General features: G+C 74.3%; 18 protein-coding genes. 9 read left to right on the forward strand and 9 right to left on the reverse strand.

Annotation, left to right across the window (positions count from 1 at the left end):
- Positions 1-41: 41 nt before the first annotated feature.
- Complete coding sequence (locus MILUP08_RS08745) at positions 42-1,640, reverse strand: type III secretion system chaperone family protein (protein WP_237747245.1); 1,599 nt, start codon at positions 1,638-1,640, stop codon at positions 42-44.
- 89 nt (positions 1,641-1,729) lie between these two features.
- The gene (locus MILUP08_RS08750; protein ID WP_007456736.1) at positions 1,730-2,200 is read right to left on the reverse strand and encodes a type III secretion system chaperone family protein; all 471 of its coding nucleotides are present in this window, start codon (positions 2,198-2,200) and stop codon (positions 1,730-1,732) included.
- Positions 2,201-2,313: 113 nt separating this feature from the next.
- On the opposite strand from MILUP08_RS08750, the gene MILUP08_RS08755 reads away from it, so the two are divergent.
- Positions 2,314-4,776, forward strand: coding sequence for a DNA translocase FtsK (locus tag MILUP08_RS08755; RefSeq protein WP_007456738.1), 2,463 nt, complete (start codon positions 2,314-2,316; stop codon positions 4,774-4,776).
- 74 nt (positions 4,777-4,850) lie between these two features.
- Here MILUP08_RS08755 and MILUP08_RS08760 read toward each other — a convergent pair whose 3' ends face one another.
- Positions 4,851-5,096 (reverse strand): hypothetical protein, encoded by a 246-nt coding sequence (locus tag MILUP08_RS08760; RefSeq protein ID WP_007456739.1) that lies wholly within the window; start codon positions 5,094-5,096, stop codon positions 4,851-4,853.
- A 75-nt stretch (positions 5,097-5,171) separates the two neighbouring features.
- The gene (locus MILUP08_RS08765; RefSeq protein WP_007456741.1) at positions 5,172-5,486 is read right to left on the reverse strand and encodes a DMT family transporter; all 315 of its coding nucleotides are present in this window, start codon (positions 5,484-5,486) and stop codon (positions 5,172-5,174) included.
- Between the two features lie 92 nt (positions 5,487-5,578).
- On the opposite strand from MILUP08_RS08765, the gene MILUP08_RS08770 reads away from it, so the two are divergent.
- From MILUP08_RS08770 to pspM, 7 genes are all read left to right on the forward strand, one after another.
- The gene (locus tag MILUP08_RS08770) at positions 5,579-6,502 is read left to right on the forward strand and encodes an ornithine cyclodeaminase family protein (protein WP_007456743.1); all 924 of its coding nucleotides are present in this window, start codon (positions 5,579-5,581) and stop codon (positions 6,500-6,502) included.
- 80 nt (positions 6,503-6,582) lie between these two features.
- Positions 6,583-8,091 (forward strand): 30S ribosomal protein S12 methylthiotransferase RimO, encoded by a 1,509-nt coding sequence (rimO, locus tag MILUP08_RS08775; protein ID WP_039905666.1) that lies wholly within the window; start codon positions 6,583-6,585, stop codon positions 8,089-8,091.
- Between the two features lie 77 nt (positions 8,092-8,168).
- A complete protein-coding gene (gene pgsA / locus MILUP08_RS08780; protein WP_039905667.1) occupies positions 8,169-8,765 on the forward strand; it encodes a CDP-diacylglycerol--glycerol-3-phosphate 3-phosphatidyltransferase in 597 nt (198 codons plus the stop codon).
- A gap of 139 nt (positions 8,766-8,904) precedes the next feature.
- Positions 8,905-9,456 (forward strand): CinA family protein, encoded by a 552-nt coding sequence (locus MILUP08_RS08785; protein WP_051065904.1) that lies wholly within the window; start codon positions 8,905-8,907, stop codon positions 9,454-9,456.
- A gap of 152 nt (positions 9,457-9,608) precedes the next feature.
- Entirely contained in the window at positions 9,609-10,070 is a 462-nt protein-coding gene (locus MILUP08_RS08790) for a helix-turn-helix domain-containing protein (RefSeq protein WP_007456752.1), read from the forward strand.
- 201 nt (positions 10,071-10,271) lie between these two features.
- Positions 10,272-11,141 (forward strand): PspA/IM30 family protein, encoded by an 870-nt coding sequence (locus tag MILUP08_RS08795; RefSeq protein ID WP_007456754.1) that lies wholly within the window; start codon positions 10,272-10,274, stop codon positions 11,139-11,141.
- 23 nt (positions 11,142-11,164) lie between these two features.
- A complete protein-coding gene (gene pspM, locus MILUP08_RS08800) occupies positions 11,165-11,950 on the forward strand; it encodes a phage shock envelope stress response protein PspM (RefSeq protein ID WP_007456755.1) in 786 nt (261 codons plus the stop codon).
- An 11-nt stretch (positions 11,951-11,961) separates the two neighbouring features.
- Here the strand turns inward: pspM and MILUP08_RS08805 are convergent, their stop codons facing one another.
- Together MILUP08_RS08805 and MILUP08_RS08810 are read right to left on the reverse strand one after the other, a co-directional pair.
- Positions 11,962-15,636: a hypothetical protein gene (locus MILUP08_RS08805; protein ID WP_007456757.1), complete on the reverse strand. Its 3,675-nt coding sequence runs from the start codon at positions 15,634-15,636 to the stop codon at positions 11,962-11,964.
- A 164-nt stretch (positions 15,637-15,800) separates the two neighbouring features.
- Complete coding sequence (locus MILUP08_RS08810) at positions 15,801-16,610, reverse strand: DNA-formamidopyrimidine glycosylase family protein (RefSeq protein ID WP_007456759.1); 810 nt, start codon at positions 16,608-16,610, stop codon at positions 15,801-15,803.
- Between the two features lie 110 nt (positions 16,611-16,720).
- Between MILUP08_RS08810 and MILUP08_RS08815 the strand changes: the two genes are divergently transcribed.
- Positions 16,721-17,989: a hypothetical protein gene (locus MILUP08_RS08815; RefSeq protein ID WP_007456761.1), complete on the forward strand. Its 1,269-nt coding sequence runs from the start codon at positions 16,721-16,723 to the stop codon at positions 17,987-17,989.
- 22 nt (positions 17,990-18,011) lie between these two features.
- Here MILUP08_RS08815 and MILUP08_RS08820 read toward each other — a convergent pair whose 3' ends face one another.
- The 3 genes from MILUP08_RS08820 to MILUP08_RS08830 are packed head-to-tail and all read right to left on the reverse strand — an operon-like array spanning position 18,012 to position 19,428.
- A complete protein-coding gene (locus MILUP08_RS08820) occupies positions 18,012-18,254 on the reverse strand; it encodes a CPCC family cysteine-rich protein (protein WP_039905669.1) in 243 nt (80 codons plus the stop codon).
- A 25-nt stretch (positions 18,255-18,279) separates the two neighbouring features.
- Positions 18,280-19,080 (reverse strand): SAM hydrolase/SAM-dependent halogenase family protein, encoded by an 801-nt coding sequence (locus tag MILUP08_RS08825; protein WP_007456765.1) that lies wholly within the window; start codon positions 19,078-19,080, stop codon positions 18,280-18,282.
- A 9-nt stretch (positions 19,081-19,089) separates the two neighbouring features.
- Positions 19,090-19,428 carry a GNAT family N-acetyltransferase gene (locus MILUP08_RS08830; RefSeq protein WP_007456768.1) on the reverse strand — a complete coding sequence of 113 codons (339 nt, stop codon included), beginning with the start codon at positions 19,426-19,428 and terminating at the stop codon, positions 19,090-19,092.
- Positions 19,429-19,617 lie beyond the last annotated feature (189 nt).

Consider the following 19,617-nt stretch of genomic DNA (forward strand, 5'->3'; position numbering starts at 1 on the left):
CGGGCCGCTTCGCGGTCAGGGCAGGTCGGGCCGCTTCACGGTCAGGGCAGGTCGGCCACCGCTTCGGCGTACGCGACGCCGGTGGCGATCGCGGCGTCCACCAGCACCAGCAGTTGCGCCGGCGCCACCCCGTGGGTCAGGTCGGTCGCCACGTCCCCGGCGAGCACGATCTCCGCGTCGAGGTCGTGCGCGTACGCCTTGGGCAGCAGCCGGTCGTGGTTCCAGGCGTTGCAGAAGGCGTACGCCTCGGCGCGGCGCGCGGTCGGCAGCCGGCGGGCGGCCATCGCCCGGGTGTGCAGCACCTCGCCGCGTTCGCCGGCCCGGCGGAACTGGATCACCGCCGCACCCCACCGGCCGACCACTGTGCCGCCGTCGTCGACCAGGTACCTGTCGCCGCGGCGGTCAAGCGTCGAGGTGATCATGTCGACGGTGAGCGCCATCACTTCCCGCTCGGGCGCTGCGTCCGCGCCGGCGTCGGCAGCGCCAGCCTCGGGGCCGGACCGGTCCCCGCCGGCCTCATCCCCGCCGGGCGCGTCGTCGGCCTCGTCGTCGGCGGGCAGTGGCACCGCCGCCGCGGACGGGCGCTCGGCCAGCCAGGCCGCCATCCGGCCGGACTGGTGACCGGTGCCGTTGCGGGCGTCGAAGCTGCCCGCCAGGTCGGTCGCGAGGCCGAGCAGCAGCGCGCCGAGGGTGGCCACGTCCAGCTCGGTGGCCGGGCGTTCGGCGTACGCCGGGCGGTGCACCGTCCGGTCACCAAGCCCCGCCTCGTCGGCCAGCGCGCAGACCAGCGCCCCCGCGGCGGCGAACTCCATCGCGGCCAGGTCGTCGGTGGGCCGGTCCAGTCGGGGCAACTGCTCGGTCAGGATGGCCAGCCCGCGTTCGAGGTGCCCGCCGAGCGCGCAGAACCGCAGGTGCGTGGCGAGGTACGGGAAGGCGGAACGCTCGTGCCGGTGCCGCCGGTACGCCCGCACGTGCGCCGCCGCGGCCTGCTCGGGCTCACCGACCCGCAACAGCGGCAGCAGCCCGGCGACCAGCGCCCGCTCGGGCTGGTCGGTGCACTCCTGCGCCTCGGTGTCGGCCGCCTCCAGCTCGGTGCGGGCGGCCTGCCACTCACCCCAGCCGGCGAGCAGCTCCGCGCGCCGGGCCGGGGCGCAACCCGGGCACCCACCGGCCGGCCCGGGACGCGCGCCCGCCCAGCCCTGGTAGAAGTGGCGGGCGGTGGGCTCGTCGCCGAGGTGGTCGGCGACCCGGCAGCGCAGCTCGGCGACCGTCGGCGCGTCGGGTCCGTCGGCCCCCACCCGGTGGGCCAGGTCGTCGAGCAGGAGCCGGGTCTGGTCCAGCCCGACACGGGGAGTGCCGAGCAGCGCCTCCACCGCGTAGCGCTGGTAGCGCGGCAGCAGCTCGGTCTCGGCGTCGGTGAGCAGCGCGGGCCACCGGTCGGCGGCGGCCCGGCAGCGTCGCAGCGGCTCGATCAGCCGCCACCGTTCGCCGTGCAGCAGGTACGCCTCGATCAGGGCGAACCGGGCGTCGATCGCGGACCTGACGTCTCCGGTGGCGTCGGCCCGTTCGGCGACCCGTTCCAGGGCGACCAGCCGACCTGGCGCATCGGGCAGGTCCCGCGCGTCGGCGAGCGCCGCCACCAGCGCCGCGCTGCTCTGACCTGCGACCCGGCCGTCGGAGGGATCATCCGCCCGGTCGGTGCGGCTGCCCGTCGTCTCCTCCCGCCCGGTCACGTCGACACCGCTCCGGGCAGCCGGCCGACGGCGACGGCGAGCTGGCAGCCGGTCGTGATGCCACAGTCGAGCAGTTGGTCGAGCTGGTGCGGCGTGACCCCGCGCTCCAGGTCGGTGATCACCTCACCGTAGATCCGGGCGTGGCCGCCGTCGTCGACGTGCACGAACGCCTTCGGCCAGAGCCGGTCGTGGTTCCACGCGTTGCAGAACGCGTACAGGGCGGGCACCTGCTCGATCCCGAAGGCGGGCGCGACCATCGTGCGGACCTGGAGCACCTCGCCGGCCGCCCCGAGACGCAGGAACCAGATCAGGTTGTCGTCGAAGCGGCCGACGAGGTCACCGTTCACGGCACGGCCGACCGACCGGCCACGCGCGGCGAGCACCGCGGCGACCAGCTCGCCGGTCAGCGGGCGCAACCGGTCGGGGTGCCCGGCCAGCGGATCGTCCTCGAGTCTCGGCGACGCCATCGGGCATCCCTTCTGAGGCGGATATCACGGCCGGCGGCGGGGTCCGTGCTGCGACGCGCGGACACGACCCGGAAAAGCGGCGATCTGCCCGGCCCCACCGTTACCGTGACTCTATGGCGGGCCGTACCTCTCAGGCGAGCCGGCGACGCGGCGCGTCGCCGCGCGGTGGCACCAACAGCCGTGCCCGTCAACCGGCGAAGAAGACTCGGGCGCCGGTACGCCGACGCACCACACCCGCCCGTCCGGGGCCGGCCGTCTACGTTGGTCGCGCGGTCGGCGCACTGTGGATGGGGCTGGCCCACGGGATGGGGTGGGCGGTGCGGGCCGCCGGCCGGCAGGCCGCCTCCGCCCGCGACCTCGACCCCGAGCACCGTCGCGACGGCGGCGGGTTGCTGCTGTTCGGGTTGGCCCTGCTCAGCGCCGTCGCGCTGTGGTTCTCCGGAGCGGGCCCGGTGGGCGCGCGGCTGGCCGACACGATCCGGCTGTTCCTGGGCGCGATCTCCGTGGTGGTGCCGGTGCTGCTGATGATCGGGGCCTGGCGGCTGATGCGCCAGCCGGCCGATCCGGAGCACCGGGGTCGCGGGTTGATCGGGTGGGGTTCGCTGCTGGTGTCGACCGCGGCGCTGCTCCAGATCGGTCAGGACCCGACGGACACGGTGCAGCGTGACTACGCCGGTGGGCTGGTCGGCGCCGGCGTGGGCGGGTTGCTGGAGCGGGCGGTCACCGCGTGGGTGGCCGTACCGTTGCTGATCCTGCTGCTGCTCTTCGGCCTGCTCGTGGTGACCGCGACGCCGATCAACAAGATCCCCGAGCGACTGGGTCTGCTCGCTGGAAGCCTGGTGGCGACACCGGACGTGGTCGTCGGCGAAGAGACCGACGAGACGGTCCTCAACCGACCGGCCCGCAAGCGGCCGGCGAAGCGGATGCCCCCTCCACTGGACCCGGACGACTTCGAGGACCTGGAGGGCGCCGACCTCCAGGAGACGATGGTCCTGCCGCGCAAGGCGCCGGCGAAGGTGCCGGCGAGCCGCAAGCCCGCCGAGCCGCCGGAGCACTCGCCCGCGCCCACCCGCGCCGAGCAGCTCGCGTTGACCGGGCTGTCCGGCGACTACACCCTGCCGCCGGCGAACATGCTCAGCGCCGGCGCCGCCGCGAAGACCCGCAGCAAGGCCAACGACGAGGTGATCGCCGCGTTGACAGGCGTCTTCGACCAGTTCGACGTGGACGCCGCGGTCACCGGCTTCACCCGTGGCCCGACGGTCACCCGGTACGAGGTGGAGCTGGGCCACGGGGTCAAGGTCGAGCGGATCACCCAGCTCTCCCGCAACATCGCGTACGCGGTGAAGTCGCCGGACGTGCGGATCCTCAGCCCGATCCCGGGCAAGAGCGCGGTCGGCGTGGAGATCCCGAACACCGACCCGGAGAACGTGGCGCTCGGCGACGTGCTGCGGTCGCGGGCGGCGACAAGCGACCACCACCCGATGGTGGTGGCGCTCGGCAAGGACATCGAGGGCGGCTACGTGGTGGCCAACCTCGCCAAGATGCCGCACATCCTCATCGCCGGGGCCACCGGCGCGGGCAAGTCGTCGTGCCTCAACACGCTGCTGGTGTCCATCCTGACCCGGGCCACCCCGGACGAGGTGCGGCTGCTGCTGATCGACCCGAAGCGGGTCGAGATGACCGGCTACGAGGGCATCCCGCACCTGGTCACGCCGATCGTGACGAACGCCAAGAAGGCGGCCGACTCGCTGGACTGGGTCGTGCGCGAGATGGACATGCGCTACGACGACCTCGCCGCCAACGGGGTCCGGCACATCGACGACTTCAACCGCAAGGTCCGCAACGGCGAGATCAAGGCGCCGCCGGGCAGCGAACGGGAGATGCGTCCGTACCCGTACCTGCTGGTGATCGTGGACGAGCTGGCGGACCTCATGATGGTCGCGCCACGCGACGTGGAGGACTCGGTCGTCCGGATCACCCAGCTCGCCCGGGCCGCCGGCATCCACCTGGTGCTGGCCACCCAGCGCCCCTCGGTCGACGTGGTGACCGGTCTGATCAAGGCGAACGTCCCGTCCCGGCTGGCGTTCGCCACCTCGTCCCTCGCGGACTCCCGGGTCATCCTGGACCAGCCCGGCGCGGAGAAGTTGCTCGGCCGCGGTGACGGTCTCTTCCTGCCGATGGGCGCCTCGAAGCCGGTCCGGATCCAGGGCGCCTGGGTGACCGAGCGCGAGATCGCCGACGTGGTGAAGTTCTGCAAGGACCAGCGGGAGCCGGAGTTCCGCAAGGACGTGCTGGCCCCGGCGCAGGACAACAAGAAGAAGATCGACGAGGACATCGGCGACGACCTCGACCTGCTGGTGCAGGCGGTGGAGCTGGTGGTCACCTCGCAGTTCGGCTCCACCTCGATGCTCCAGCGCAAGCTGCGGGTCGGTTTCGCGAAGGCGGGCCGCCTCATGGACCTCATGGAGACCCGTGGGGTGGTCGGGCCGTCGGAGGGGTCGAAGGCGCGCGACGTGCTGGTCAAGCCGGACGAACTGGACGACGTCCTGTCCGGCCTGCGCGGCGACGTGGACTGACCGGGCGCGAAGAACCGGTCCCAGACGTACGACGGGCCCGCCGGAAGCCGGCGGGCCCGCTGAACGTAGAGCGCTCAGTTGTTGATCAGCGCGCCGATGATCACCAGGCTGATGATCGCGGCGACGACGCTGGCCACGGCGGCGTACCAGCCCAGTGGCTTGTCGCCCAGGACGGCGCCGACGACGCCGGCGATCACGCCGAGCACACCGAAGACGATCGGGTTGAGCAGCAGGGCGAGCACCGCGAACACGAAGCCCACGATGGTGAGGATCCGGGCGGCGTTGGTGCGCTGGCGGGCGGTGCCGGGGACGTCGGCCATGTCTTCCTCCGGTGTGAGAGCCTGTGGTGACGGACCGATCACTACCCACTGTGGGCGCAGGTCACGCGTCCCTCTTCAGTGGAAGATCTTGAGCCCGACCACGCCGGCGATCACCAGCAGCAGGCAGAGGATCCGGGGCAGACTCGCCGACTCGCCGAGCACCAGCATCCCGACCAGCGCGGTCCCCACCGCGCCGATGCCGACCCAGACCGCGTAACCGGTGCCGACCGGGATGTCGCGCAGCGCGTACGCCAGCCCGGCCATGCTCAGCACCAGGGTCACCACGAAGACCACCGACGGAAGCAACCGGCTGAGGCCGGCGCTGCGGTCCAGGGCGATCGCCCAGGCGGTCTCCAGGAATCCTGAGATCACCAACACCAGCCAGGCCATCGGCAGACGCTAGCACCGGCCAGGCGGCCGGGGTGGTGACTCCCGCCACCACACGTTGACCTCTACCTCACTTCAACTTGCAGTATGGCGGCATGGCCCTGCTCTATGCCGATCCCGAGGTCGCCGCCGTCCTGGACGCCGCCACCACCGTCGACGCCATGCGGGTCGCCCTGGTGGCCGCGTACGAGGGGCGGCTGGTCGCCCCACCCCGCGCCGCCGCCCCGCTCGGCGGGGGACGGATGGTGCTCACCGCCGGGCACCTGGTCGGCGAGTGGTACGGCTACCGCTCGTACGACACGTTCGGCCACCCGCAGGGCGAGCAGCTGGTGGTGCTGCACGACGCCCGCACCGGCGTGGTCCGGGCGGTCGCCGTCGGCGAGGAGCTGGGCTCCCGGCGTACCGGTGGACTGGGTGGCGTGGCGGTCGACGTGCTGGCCCGGCCGGACGCGGCGACCCTCGGCGTGATCGGCTCCGGGCGGCAGGCGTGGACGCAGGTGTGGGCCGCGGCGGCCGTCCGCCCGCTGCGCGAGGTGGTGGTGCACAGCCGTTCGGCGGCGCGACGGGACGCCTTCGCCGCCCGGGTGCGCGCAGACCTGGGCGTGCCGGCGCGCGCCGTCATCGACCCGGGCGCGGCGGTCACCGGGCGGGACATCGTGGTGCTCGCCACCACCAGCCCCACCCCGGTGCTGCGCGCCGCCGATGTGAGCCCCGGCACGCACGTCAACGCGGTCGGCTTCAAGCAGCACGACCGCAGCGAGTTCGGCACCGACCTGCTGGACGTCGCCGACCTGCTGGTCACCGACTCGCCGGCCCAGGCAGCCGACTACCAACCGCCGATGCTCGCGGCCCTGCCCCCGTACGCCGGGCGGTTGCGTGACCTGGGCGGCATCCTGGCCGGCGCGGTCCCCGGCCGGACCACGGCGGACCAGCGCTCCGTCTTCTGCTCCACCGGCCTGGCCGGCATGGAGGTCTTCCTGCTCGACGCGCTGACCCGGGTGGGCGCGGCGGCGGGCTGACCGGAGTGCCGCCCAGGGGCGCCCCGGCCGTCCGCACGGCCCGCGTGCGTGGGCTTCCCTGGCCGGCCCGGTACCCTCGGATGGTGTCTGCCACCTCTCCTTCTCCTTCCGACAACGCCGAGGGCCGTCGCGTCGCCCTGCTCACCCTGGGCTGCGCCCGCAACGAGGTCGACTCGGAGGAGCTGGCCGCCCGGCTGCACGCCGACGGCTGGCAGGTGACCACCGACGGCGAGGGCGCCGACGTGGTGGTCGTCAACACCTGCGGTTTCGTGGAGAAGGCCAAGCAGGACTCCATCCAGACCCTGCTCGCCGCCGCCGGCACCGGCGCCAAGGTGGTCGCCGCCGGCTGCATGGCCGAGCGGTACGGCCGGGAGCTGGCCGACAGCCTGCCCGAGGCGCAGGCGGTGCTGAGCTTCGACGACTACCCGGACATCGCCGCCCGGCTGAACGCCGTCGTCGCCGGTGAGCAGATCACCGCGCACACCCCCCGGGACCGCCGCGAGCTGCTGCCGCTGACCCCGGTGCAGCGCCAGAGCGCCACCGTGTCCCTGCCCGGGCACGGCACCGTTACGCGTACCGCCGTCGACACCGACGAGCACACCCCGGCGCACCTGCGCCAGGTGCTGCGCCGTCGGCTGGACACCGGCCCGGTCGCCTCACTGAAACTCGCCAGCGGCTGCGACAGGCGCTGCGCGTTCTGTGCCATTCCCGCGTTCCGTGGGGCCTTCGTCTCGCGTACGCCCGACGAGCTGCTCGCCGAGGCGGAGTGGCTGGCCAAGACCGGCGTACGCGAGCTGGTGCTGGTCAGCGAGAACTCCACGTCGTACGGCAAGGACCTGGGCGACCCGCGCGCGTTGGAGAAGCTGCTGCCGCAGCTCGCCGCCGTGTCCGGCATCGTGCGGGTGCGGGTGAGCTACCTCCAGCCGGCCGAGACCCGGCCCGGTCTGGTCGAGGCGATCGCCGGCACGCCGGGGGTGGCACCGTACTTCGACCTGTCGTTCCAGCACTCAAGCGAGCCGGTGCTGCGCCGGATGCGGCGTTTCGGCTCCACCGACCGGTTCCTGGAGCTGCTGGCCAGTGCCCGCGCGCTGGCCCCGGAGGCGGGCGCGCGGAGCAACTTCATCGTGGGCTTCCCCGGTGAGACCCGCGCCGACATCGACGAGCTGACCCGGTTCCTGACCGAGGCGCGGCTGGACGCGATAGGCATGTTCGACTACAGCGACGAGGACGGCACCGAGGCGGCCGGCCTGCCCGGCAAGGTCTCCGCCGCGACCATCAAGCGACGGTACGACCGGCTCAGCGCGCTCGCCGACGAGCTCTGCTCGCAGCGGGCGGAGGACCGGCTCGGCTCGACGGTCGAGGTGCTCGTCGACGCGATCGTCGACGGCGTGGTGGAGGGCCGGGCGGCGCACCAGGCGCCGGAGGTGGACGGTTCCACCACCCTCGTCGCACCGGCCGAGGGTGGGGTCGACCTGGCCGCGTTGCGCCCGGGTGACCTGGTGCGGGCCACGGTGACCGGCACCGAAGGGGTGGATCTGCTCGCGGTGCCGGATGAGATGATCTCGGCGGCGCCCGGCGCGGCACGGTGACGGCGGGCCCGGACGGAGCGGGGGAGCCAGGTGGTGCGGTGCCGGAAACGCCATGGCGACCCGAGCGGAGCGAGACGGTGACCGGGGCGACGGAGTCGACGCCGGCCCGGGTGGTCGCGCGGGTGCCCGTGCTCAACGCGGCCAACGCGCTGACCGCCCTGCGGCTGGTGCTGGTGCCGGTGTTCGCCGCGTCGGTGATCGTCTCGGGGATGACCCACGCGGGCTGGCGGATGGCGGCCTGCCTGATCTTCGCGGTGGCCTCGGCGACCGACCTGGTGGACGGCTGGATCGCCCGCCGGTTCGGGTTGGTCACCTCGGTCGGCAAGGTCGCCGACCCGATCGCCGACAAGGCGCTCACCGGCGCGGCCCTGGTGCTGCTGTCCTTCTACGACCGGCTGCCCTGGTGGGTGACGGCGCTGATCCTCGCCCGTGAGCTGGGCATCACCGGGCTGCGGTTCTGGGTGATCCGGCACGGGGTGATCGCGGCCAGCCGTGGCGGCAAGATCAAGACCGCGCTGCAGATCCTGGCCATCGCCTGGTACCTCTGGCCGATGCCGGCAGCCCTCGTCGCCGTCGGCCCCTGGATCATGGGCGCCGCCGTCCTGGTCACGGTGGCGACAGGCTTCGACTACATCACCCAGGCCCTCCGCCTACGCCGCCCCCACCAACCCTGACCCCACCCCACCCCCGACCCCACCCCCCGGCGATCATGAGGTTATTGCCGTCCGGGTCGGCGTGTCGGGGCGATAACTTCATGATCGACGGCTTCGGCCCGGGAGGGTTGGGGTGCGGCGGGTGGGGAAGGACGAGCTCATGCAGCGGGAAGAGCGGGAAGAGAACGCGGTGGGCAGCGCGGCGGCGGGTGTGGTGCACAGCCTGGTGCAGCGACACGAGACCCTGGCCACTGTCGAGTCGCTCACCGGTGGTCTGCTCTCGGCGTCGATCGTGGAGATCGCCGGGGTCAGTGGGACCTACCGGGGCGGGCTGGTCGTCTACGCCACCGAGCTGAAGGCCACCCTCGCCGGCGTACCGGCCGATCTGCTCGCCGAGCGCGGCCCGGTGGACCCGGACGTGGCGTTGGCGCTCGCCGAGGGCGGCAGGCAGCGCTGCGGCGCGGACTGGGGGCTCGCCACCACCGGGGTCGCCGGCCCGGAGCCACAGGACGGCAAGCCCGTCGGCCTCGTCTACGTCGCGGTCGCCGGTCCGGGCGGCGGCGAGGTTCGTCAGCTCGACCTGGACGGCGGGCGCGACCACGTGCGCTCGGCAGCCGTCGTCGAGGCGTTGCGGCTGCTCGCCGAACGGATCCACGCCGCCGACGAGGCCGCCCGCGACGGCGTGGGAACGGCCGGCGCGGGGCGCCGATGAGCCGCCCCGGGCGAACCGACGGGCGGGGCGGGATGTCGCCGGGCCCCACAACGGGTACGGTTGCGGGAAGGCTCCGACGCTCGGAGCCGGCGCGGTCCGCCGCAGCCGGCTGCCCGAGGCCGGGCGAGAGGTATCCCTCAGGGGGAGGTGCGATGGTCCTGCTACGCCGGGTGATCGGTGACGCACTGCGGGCGCGCCGGCAGGGACAGCAGCGCACACTGCGTGAGGTGTCCACCGCCGCCAACGTCAGCCTCGGCTACCTCTCCGAGATCGAGCGGGGGCACAAGGAGCCGTCCAGCGAGCTGCTCGCCGCGATCTGCGACGCGCTCGGTGCCCGCCTGTCCGAGTTGTTGCGCGAGGTGAGCGACACCGTGGCGCTCGCCGAGCAGATGCCCGCCGGGGTGCTCGTCGGTATGCAGGACGAGCCGGCCGAGGCCGCGCCCGTCGGCGCGACGGCCGCCGTGCGCAAGGGCGCCAACCGGGGTGTCCGCCAGGTCACGTCCGACGGCAAGGTCGCCGTGTCGGTCCGGCAGGACTCGCCGCTGCGGGCGACCCTGCGCAGCACCCGGGTCCGCCCCACCGAGCGCGACCGGGACGTGGTCTGCGCCGCCTGAGCCGGTCCGACGGTTGACCGTGGGCGAGGTGGCCCCAGCCGCGTAGGGTGGCCCGCAGGAGCCGACGGTGCCCGTCGAGCACCCGGTACGGATGCCTTGTTGGCGTTCGGCTGGGACGATGGAGACCGGCCGGTGCGCGGTCGGTCGGCTGACCCCGGCCCGATCGCGGTGGAGCGACGCTACTGAGGGGATACCGCGGAGATGGCGAACCCGTTCGTCAAGGGCTGGAACTACCTGATGGCGCTCTTCGGTGCCAAGATCGACGAGCACGCCGATCCCAAGGTGCAGATCCAGCAGGCCATCGAGGATGCCCAGCGGCAGCACCAGGCGCTGGTCCAGCAGGCCGCGGCGGTCATCGGCAACCAGCGTCAGCTGGAGATGAAGCTGTCCCGGCAGATGACCGAGGTCGAGCGGTTGCAGGGCAACGCCCGGCAGGCCCTGGTGCTGTCCGACCAGGCCCGCGCCAAGGGCGACGAGGCCGAGGCGGTGCGGTTCGAGCAGTCCGCCCAGGCCCTGGCCACCCAGCTCGTCTCGGCCGAGCAGGCCACCGAGGACCTGAAGACCCTGCACGACCAGGCGCTCGGCGCCGCCGCGCAGGCCCGCCGCGCCGTCGAGAACAACTCGATGATCCTCCAGCAGAAGCTCGCCGAGCGCACCAAGCTGCTCAGCCAGCTGGAGCAGGCCAAGATGCAGGAGACGGTGGCCCGCTCGCTGGAGTCGATGTCGTCGCTCACCGCGCCCACCAACACCCCGTCCCTGGACGAGGTGCGTGACCGCATCGAGCGGCGGTACGCCAACGCGATGGGCCGCGCCGAACTGGCCGGCAACTCCGTCGAGGGCCGCATGCTGGAGATCCAGAAGGCGACCATCGACTCGGCGGGCTCGGCCCGGCTGGAGCAGATCCGGTCCAGCATGGCGGGGGAGCAGCTCGGCGGCACGGCCCAGCGCCCGGCGGTGCAGGGTGAGAAGGCGGGTCCGGGCAACGACCCGACCGCCGCCGCCCGGCTTGACGAGCTGCGCGCCAGCATGGCCCGCGAACGGGGCACCGGCGACCCGACCGCCGCCGGCTGAACGACCGGTCCGAGGAGGTCACGGTGGCAGACGAGCGGACGCGGTACTTCCGTCGGCTGGGTCGGCTGCGCCGGTCCGCCCGGCGGTGGAGCGTACTCGCCGGTGGGCTCGGCGGTGCCGCGGCGGTGCTGACTCCGTACGCCGGCCTCGGTCTGCCGGACGCGGCCTGGGCCGGCGCCGCGGGCAGCGCGGTGGCGTTGGCCGCCTGGCGGTGGATCGACCTGCGGGCACTTGCCGCCCGTCCGGCGCCCCCGGCGTTGGATCCGGCCGAGGCCGCCGCCCGGTCCCGGGCCCGGCTGGTGGCCGCCGTCGAGCGACTGCCGGTCGGCTCCGGCGTGCTGGCCGAGGTACGCCGGGTCCGCAGCCGGGTCGCGCTGCGCGGCACCACCGCCGGGCAGCAGTGGGCCCGACTGGACCGCGCGTCGCTCACCCTGGCCGGGATGGCGCCCCGGCTCACCGGGCTGGCCGAGCCGGCCGTGCGGGAGGCCGCCACCGCCGACCGGTCGTTGCGCGACCTCGCCGAGCGGGTGGCAAGCGTGGAACGGGCCCTGCGGCTCGCGCCGACCGACGCCCGGGCGCCGCTGGCCGAGGCGCACCGCACGCTCACCGCCCAGTTGGAGAGCGGCGTGGCGGCCTACGAGCGGCTGGTGGTCGCCGCCGCCGGCTACCTCGCCGAGGACGCCCGACCGGAGCCCACCCACCCGGCCGCCGACCGGCTGACCGAGGCGACCGACCTGCTGCACGGGGTGGCCTCGGCCCTCGCCGAGCTGCGCTCCGGCGGCGTCGGCCTGCGCGCGCCCACCCGCTGACGACCCACCCGTCACGGTGGGGTCGTGACCGGGATCGGCCCGGTGTACGGCGAGCTGCCCACGACGTTGAACGACCGGATCCGGTAGTGGTAGGTCACTCCCCGGGCCAGCCCGGTGTTGGTGAAGCCGCGACCGGTCACCGTGAACGTCGCCACCTCCCGGCCGAACGCCGGGTCCAGCGCCCGCTGGACGATGAACCCGGACCCCGGACCGGCGGGCGTGTGCGCCGTCCAGCCCAGCACCACAACGGCGGTGTCCGGCCCCGGCGCGCTCGCGGCGGCGGTCACCTCGCTCGGGGTGCCCGGCGCGGGAGGGGTGCTCGCCGCGGCCACCGTCGACCAGGCCGAGGCGGCGCCCAGGTACGTGGTGCGGACCCGGTAGTAGTACGTGGTGTCCGCAGCGGCAGTGGTGTCCAGGTGGTTGTCGCCGACCCCGATCGCCGTGGTGCCCGGGCCGCTGGTGAAGGTCGGGTTGGTGGCCCGCTGCACGTCGATGCCTGTGGCGAACGAGCGGTTCGTCCAGCGCAGGGCCACCCGCAGCGGCGCGGCGGGCGGGATCGCCGCGATCAGCCCGCCCGGCGCGGCGAGGTGCACCGAGGCGGGCACGCTGTTCGACCAGGACGAGTAGCTGACGTCGTTCTCCGCCCGGATCCGGTAGTGGTAGGTCACGCCGGGGGTGACCGTCGCGTCGGTGTAGCGGGTGGCGGCGGCCGCGACGGTGATCGTGGTGACGTCGCCGCCGAACGTCGCGTCGGTGGCCCGTTGCAGCAGGTGGCTGGTCGCGGCCGGGCGTCCGCCGTTGCCGGTCCAGGCCAGGGCTATCGCCGGCAACGCGGTGGCCGACCCGGGCACCGGCGTGGCGGTCAGCCCGGTGGGCGCCCGCGGCGTCACCCGCAGCACCAGCGGGCGGCTCATGCCCAGGTCGCGGTGGCCGGCGAGCTGGCTGTGCCAGCGGTACTCCCAACCGAGGTTGACCATCTGGTTGACCACCACCGCGGGTCGCCCGTCGGTCGGGCTGAGCGGCGTCGACCCGACCCGCGCACCGGGTGGGCGGCCGGGGTCGAGCAACCGGACGCTGTCGCCCAACTTGAACGGCAGGGCCGGGGCGACGGGGCGGAGCGCCACCACCACGTCCTCGCGCGGGTTGACCCGGACGATCTGCTTCCAGCCCAGCTCCGTCCCGTGCGGGGGGCGCTGCGTGCCGTCCCAGCCGACCCGGTTGACGAGCTGCACGTCGCAGCCGCCGAAGTGCAGCGGCTCGGTCTGCCGGACGTTGCCGCTGATCCGCCAGAGCTGGGTGCCGTCGGTCGGCGCGCCGACCGGTACGGCCGGGTCGGCGGCGTACAGCACCTCGGTGACCGGGTCGGTCGGGCCGAGCGGCAGGGTCGCCGGGGCGAGCGGCCCGGCGTGCGGGTGGGCGACCCCGAGCCGCCCGGCCAGCCGGCCGTGACCGGGTTCGAAGACCTGCTGCGCGGCCTTGACCTCGATCGGCAGGGTCACCGGGCCGGCGCCGCCAAGCGGCGTGAACGTCACCGTGTCGGCGTGCGCCGACACCGTCGTCTCGGCCGTCGTCCGGCTGCCGAACGCCGGGTCGTACGCCGGCTGCGGCACGATCGGCGGGCGCTGGCTGGCCGCGTACGCCCCCGGCAGCCGCTCCCGCAGCCGGGCCAGGTCGTACGCCGGTTCGGGCGTGCCGCTCACCCGGAACTGGAGCAGGGTCCGGGTGTTCGGGCCGTACCCGGGTTCGGTGGGCGGCGGGCCGCCCTCGGCCGTCCGGTCCGGCGCGTCGGTGTGCTGGTCGTAGCGCCTGTCGAAGCCGGGCAGCGGGGCCGGGGCGTCGTTGTAGAGGATCAGCGTGCTGCCCGGGGCCACTGTGGAGAAGTCGACGAGCACGTCGGCGCGTTCACCCGGGGCGAGCAGCAGCGTGTGCCCGTCCACGTTCAGCACTGTCGGGTCGAGCCGGTCGTAGCGGTACCCGATCGGCCGGTTCGGCAGTACCACCGGGGCGGGCAGCAGCCCGGCCTCGTTGCCGATCTGGACGAACTCCGGGCCGGCGGCCCGAGGGTCCGGCACACCGCCGTCGCGCCCGTCGCTCGGCCAGGCGACCGGCCGGTCCGGCGCCGGTACGGCGGGCACCATCGGCACCTCGCCGGCGTCCGCGTCGGCCAGAGCGCCGCCCTCGGTCCACATCGGCGCGTCCGAGCAGGCCCGGTAGAGCTGGAGGTTGAGGCTGCGGTCCAGGCAGGCGTTGAGGACGCGGAACCGGTACGCGCGCGGGCGCACCTCCAGGTACGGGTAGGCGACGCCGTTGACCAGTGGGGTGTCGCCGTACGCCGCGGGCACGGCGGACGGGTGCGGCACCCCGGGGCGCAGTGGCGGCTCGGCGGGCGCGCCGACGGGGTCGTGGTGCGGGTTCGGCACCGGCCCCGGTCCGGTCGGCGGTGGCCCGCCGGCGATCCGGTCGGCCAGCGGCCAGCCGTCCACTGTCGGCCCGCCGTCGGCCCGGCTGCCGTCCGGGGAGGGACTGCGCGACCAGGGGCCGTAGTCCCAGCGGCCGGTCGGGTTGCGCCCGCCGGAGCGGTACGGGTTCTGCCGGGGCTGGTAGACGTGGGGGTGCCACAGGCTGCCCCGGGCGCCCCACCGCTCCCGGTCCCAGGTCGGGTCCTCGGCGGCGAGCTGGGTGTCGTCCGGCACGAACGTCTTGTCCTCGATCACCAGGGGCAGCTGCTCGGCCGGCAGCACCCCGTCGGCGACGAGCTGGTCCTCGACCGGGTCGGTGAGCAGGTAGGGCGCGAGCTGCCCGCCGTAGACGGTGAGCCGGGCCAGACCGAGGGTGTTGTCGTGGAACCACAGCAGCCGGCCGCTCTGCTCGTTGGGAAAGTAGAGGGTGGTGGCGCCGGCGCCGGGTGGCGGCATGTCCGGCACGGGCGTCAGGCCCGTCCCGGTCGGGTACGGGGTGATCTCCCCGGCCGGGGTGATCCACTGCCCGGGGGTGCCCGCGCTGGTCCAGCCGGTCTGCGCCCCGGCCAGGTGCAGCACCGCCCGGTTCTGCGGGTACGGCGCCGGGCCGTCCAGCGGGCCGATGCCGGCCCCCTCGACCGTCTCGTCGACAGGCAGGAACAGTTCGCCGGCCCGGCCGGTGGGAAGCTGGTTGATGAACTTCACCCGGACCGGCCGGCCCCGCCGGGCGTGGATCATCGGGCCGAGGTGCCAGGGCCGCTCCGGGGGCGCCACCGTGTTGTGGCCGGACGCGTCGGTGCCCAGGTTGAGCTGCCGGTAGCCGCGCAGCCGGGTGGCCGGCAGGTCCCGGTGCAGGCGTTGCGCGTACTCCTGGAGCCCGAGCTCGTAGTAGTCGCAGCCCGGGTAGCTGATCGTGTCGGGAACCGCCACCGGCAGCCGTCCGACGAGGTCGGCGCCGCCGGCCCGGCCCGGGGTCGGCAGTGCGTCGACGAATTTCCGCAGGCCGGTGCCCGGCACCGGCCGGCCGTCGGGGGCGCGCGTCGGGCGGGGACTGTACGCGACGTTCGGCACCGGCCCGAAACAGCGCGGCACGGCGGTCGGGTCCAGGCTCGCCGCGGGGGCGGCCTCCTCGGCGGTACGCGCGGCAGGGACGGAGACCGTCCGGCCGAGGCTGTCGGCTGTGGGCCGATAGAAGAAGGTGGAGCGGAGTCTGCGGAAGATCGCCATGACTCTCCCCGAGGTTGGGGCAGAGGATCGCCACCCCGGCGTGGCGGCCCCCGGCACTCTGCTGACGGGCGGTGAGCACTCAACCGCAGCATGCGACGTCGGAGGCCGGATAGGAATTACCCAATCGTCCGTTTCTGGGCCGACCCGGGTCGGCGAGGGTGACGTCAGCCGGGCGGCGGGGCGTCCGGATGCTCCGGCTGGCAGACCGGGCACCAGTAGGTGACCCGTTCGCCCAGCTCCTCCTTACGGATGGCGGTGCCGCAGCGGCGGCACGGCTGGGCGCGGCGGCCGTACACGTAGCTGGTCTGACCCCGGTGCAGCGAACCGGTGGTGCTCTGCGTCCAGCGGCCCCGGTTGGCGGCCAGCAGCCGCTGCGCGAGCGCCACCGTGCCGGGCAGGTCGGGCACCGCGCCGACGGGCGTCCACGGCGAGACGCCCCGCAGGAACAGCACCTCGCACTTGTAGAGGTTGCCCACCCCGGCGAGGTTGCGCTGGTCGAGCAGTGCCTCGCTGATGCTCTGCTCCGGGTGCGCGGCGAGCCGGTGGACCGCCTCGGCCGGATCCCAGTCCGGGCCGAGCAGGTCCGGCCCGAGGTGACCCACCAGGCCGTCCTCCTCGGTGGTCGGCACCAGGGTCAGCTCGTGCAGGTGGTAGCCGACCGCCACCGCGCCGGGGGTGCGCAGCACCACCCGGATCAGGTGCGCGGGCTTGCCGCTCCACCGTTCCCCCGGCGCGTACGCCCGCCAGGCGCCGTCCATCCGCAGGTGGGAGTGCAGCGTCCACCGCGCCTCGTCCGGGGCCGCGAGGCGGAGCAGCAGGTGCTTGCCCCGGCTTGCCGACTCGCGGACGGTCCAGCCGGTCAGGTCGGTGGTGGCGAGCTGCGGCACCCGGAAGTCGGACCCGGTGAGCCGCGCGCCGGCCAGCGCGCGGTGCAGCACGCGGGCCGTGTTCCAGACGGTGTCACCTTCGGGCATCCTGCCATCCTCCCTCTTTCGAGCAAGATTCGCATGTATCGCTATTTGTACTCAGGTTCCCGGTGATCTACAGACATGGAAGGGTCAGGGGGGTTCTGAGGAGAATGCCCATGACGCGACCTCATTGTCGTATCCGATCCGCTACCCTCACCACCGCCCTCGCCCTCGTGCTCACCGCAGCCGCGGTGCCCACGATCGGGGGTTCCCCGACCGCCCCTTCCGCGACCGGCGCCTCGCTCACCCTGACCGCCGCCGCGCCGAGCGGGGAACAGTGGAGCGCCGACCTCTCGACAGTGAACCGCGACGACGTCAACGTCCGGCGTACCCCCGCCGGGCTGCGGCTGCGCGAGGCCCGCGCGGCCGGGCGCACCCCCCGCAGCCCGCACAGCGCGGTCGCCGAGGGCATGCTGCTCACCGCACCACGCACCCTCACCCGACCGGCCACCCGGGTCCGCGCCGAGATCAGCGCCGACGTCCCCGCCGGCGCCACCGTGGAGGCGCAGGTCCGCGGATGGCGGGTCAGCGGCTGGACCGAATGGCGGGCCGCGACCGCCGGCGCGGTCTTCGACCGGCCGGTCAGCCAGGTGCAGACCCGGGTGGTGCTGACCGCGCGGGCCGGCGGCGCGACCGCGACGGTACGCGCCGTCCAGCTCACCGCCGACGCGACGGCAGCCGTCTCCGCCGCCACGCCCGGCCGCACCTACCGGGTGTACGCCACCCGGATCGGCCTGGTCGGCGAGCTGACCGCCAACGGCCGCACCATCCAGCCGCGCGACCACTTCGCGGCGCTACCGTCGCGCCGGGGACTCTCCCCGCTCAACACCGGCGACTACACCGTGCGGGTCTGCACCACCACGGGCGCCCGTTGCGAGTACGCCCCGGTCTGGGACGTCGGGCCGTGGAACACCCGCGACGACTACTGGAACCCGCCCGCGGTGCGGGAGAACTGGAAGAACCTGCCGCAGGGCCGACCCGAGGCGCAGGCCGCGTACCAGTCCGGCTACAACGGGGGACGCGACCAGTTCGGGCGCACGGTACTCAACCCGGCCGGCATCGACCTGGCCGACGGCACCTTCATCGACGGCCTGCGACTCACCACAAACGCCTGGGTGGACGTCGCCTACCTGTGGACAGGTGGCGGGCCGCGCGGCGTCGTCGGTGACGGGCCGCTCAACATCCGCAGCGGGCCCAGCACGTCGTACGCGGTCCGTGGCCTCGCCGCGCGGTTCGCCAACGTGCCGATCCAGTGCTGGGTCACCGGTCAGTCGGTCGCCGGCCCGTACCGCACCACCACCAGGTGGAACCGCCTGGCCACCGGTCAGTACGTCAGCCACGCGTACATTTCCGCCGTCTACGGCGGCGCCGTGCCGGTCTGCTGAGTCGACTCCCCGGTGGGCGTGGTCAGGGACGCTCGTCGGGGCGGGCGGGGCGCACCATGTCCTGGTAACGCGGGTGGCTCGCCCCGTACACGGCGTAGTTGAGCCGGGCATGCGACAGGCTCAGGTCGCCGTTGGCGCCACCGCGCACCGCGTCGGCGTCGGCGTCGCTCTGACCGTCGTCGGTCCAGAAACAGACCGGGCAGGTCCCGCCGCCGGTCCGAGAGGCACAACAGGGACAGCCCACGGGAACTACGTGTTCACCCACCGGGGCAGCATTCCATAGTCGAATGTCACCCGGCCACCCGCAGGAGGTCGCCCGGGCGCACCCCGAGGAGGTCCACCGCCCGCCCGCCGTTGACCGCCACCGCCACCAGATCGGCCGAGTCGACGTACACCACCAGGCCGCCCTCCGGCGCGTCGCCGAACGTCCGCCCGCGCACCGCCGAGCGGGCCGGCGCGGGCCCCGGCGGGCCGACCCGGACGGTGGCCGGGAGCGGACTGAGCGCCTCGGCCGGTGCGGCCAGTTGGACGTTTCCGAAGTGGTCGACTGTCGACACCTCGGCGGTGAAGCCCTCGGCGTCGCGGGTCACGACCGGCGACGGCAGCCGGACCAGCCCGTCCGGGTCGACAGCCGTGCCCGCCTCGGCCAGCTTCATGCCGAGGGCCAGGCGGGCCGCCACCGGGGCGAAGACGTCCCGGCCGTGGAACGTGCCGGACACCCGGGCCGCCAGCCAGGCCGGCTCGGTCAGTTCCACCGCCGCCGTCACCCCGCCGAGCGTGTCGGCCGCGTCCGGCAGCAGCCCGTTGTCCGGGCCGACCAGCAACCCACCCGGGGTGGCCAGCGCGACGCCCCGCCGGGCGGTGCCCACCCCCGGGTCGACCACCGCCACGTGGACGCCCACCGGCAGGTACGGCACCGTCTGCGCCAGCACGGCGGCTCCGCGCCGGACGTCGGCCGGTGGCACCAGATGGGTCACGTCGATGACCCGGGCGGCCGGCGCGATCCGGGCGATCACCCCGTGGCAGGCGGCCACGAAACCGTCGCTGAGGCCGTAGTCGGTGGTCAACGAGATCCAGGGCGTGACAGCCATGCCGGCAGGTTAACCGTCGACGTCGGTACGCAGTTCCAGAACGAGCTCGTCGTGCAGCGGGATGCCGTCCTCGCCCACCAGTGGGATCTCCGGCTTGAGCCGGCGGGCGCGATCCACCGCGCCCCGGTCGACGCCCACCAGTCGCAGACCGCGCCGCTGGTAGAAGCGCAGAGCCCGCAGGTTGTCGTTCGAGGTGATCAGCCAGACCCGGGCCAGACCGGCCTCGCCGGCGGTGGTCGTCGCCGCCTCCAGCAGCGCCGTACCGACACCGCCGCCCGGTGTCGCGGCCACCAGGCTGACCACCTCCAGGCCGTCCGCGCCGACCCGGTAGGCCAACGCCCCGACCACCGCTCGGTCCGCCGCGCCGGCACGGACCTCCCCGTGTCGCCGTCGGTGCCCGCCCGGAGCGTCCCGGGGCCGTGCGGTCGATCGCCGGTGGCGGATATGGGACAGCGCGGTGACCGACCGGCCACTGCCGCCGTCCGGCGTCGCCCGGCAGACTGCCCTGGTGACACATCGGAGCCTGCCCGCCGTCGG

The sequence above is a fragment of the Micromonospora lupini str. Lupac 08 genome (assembly GCF_000297395.2).
GTDB lineage: Bacteria > Actinomycetota > Actinomycetes > Mycobacteriales > Micromonosporaceae > Micromonospora > Micromonospora lupini.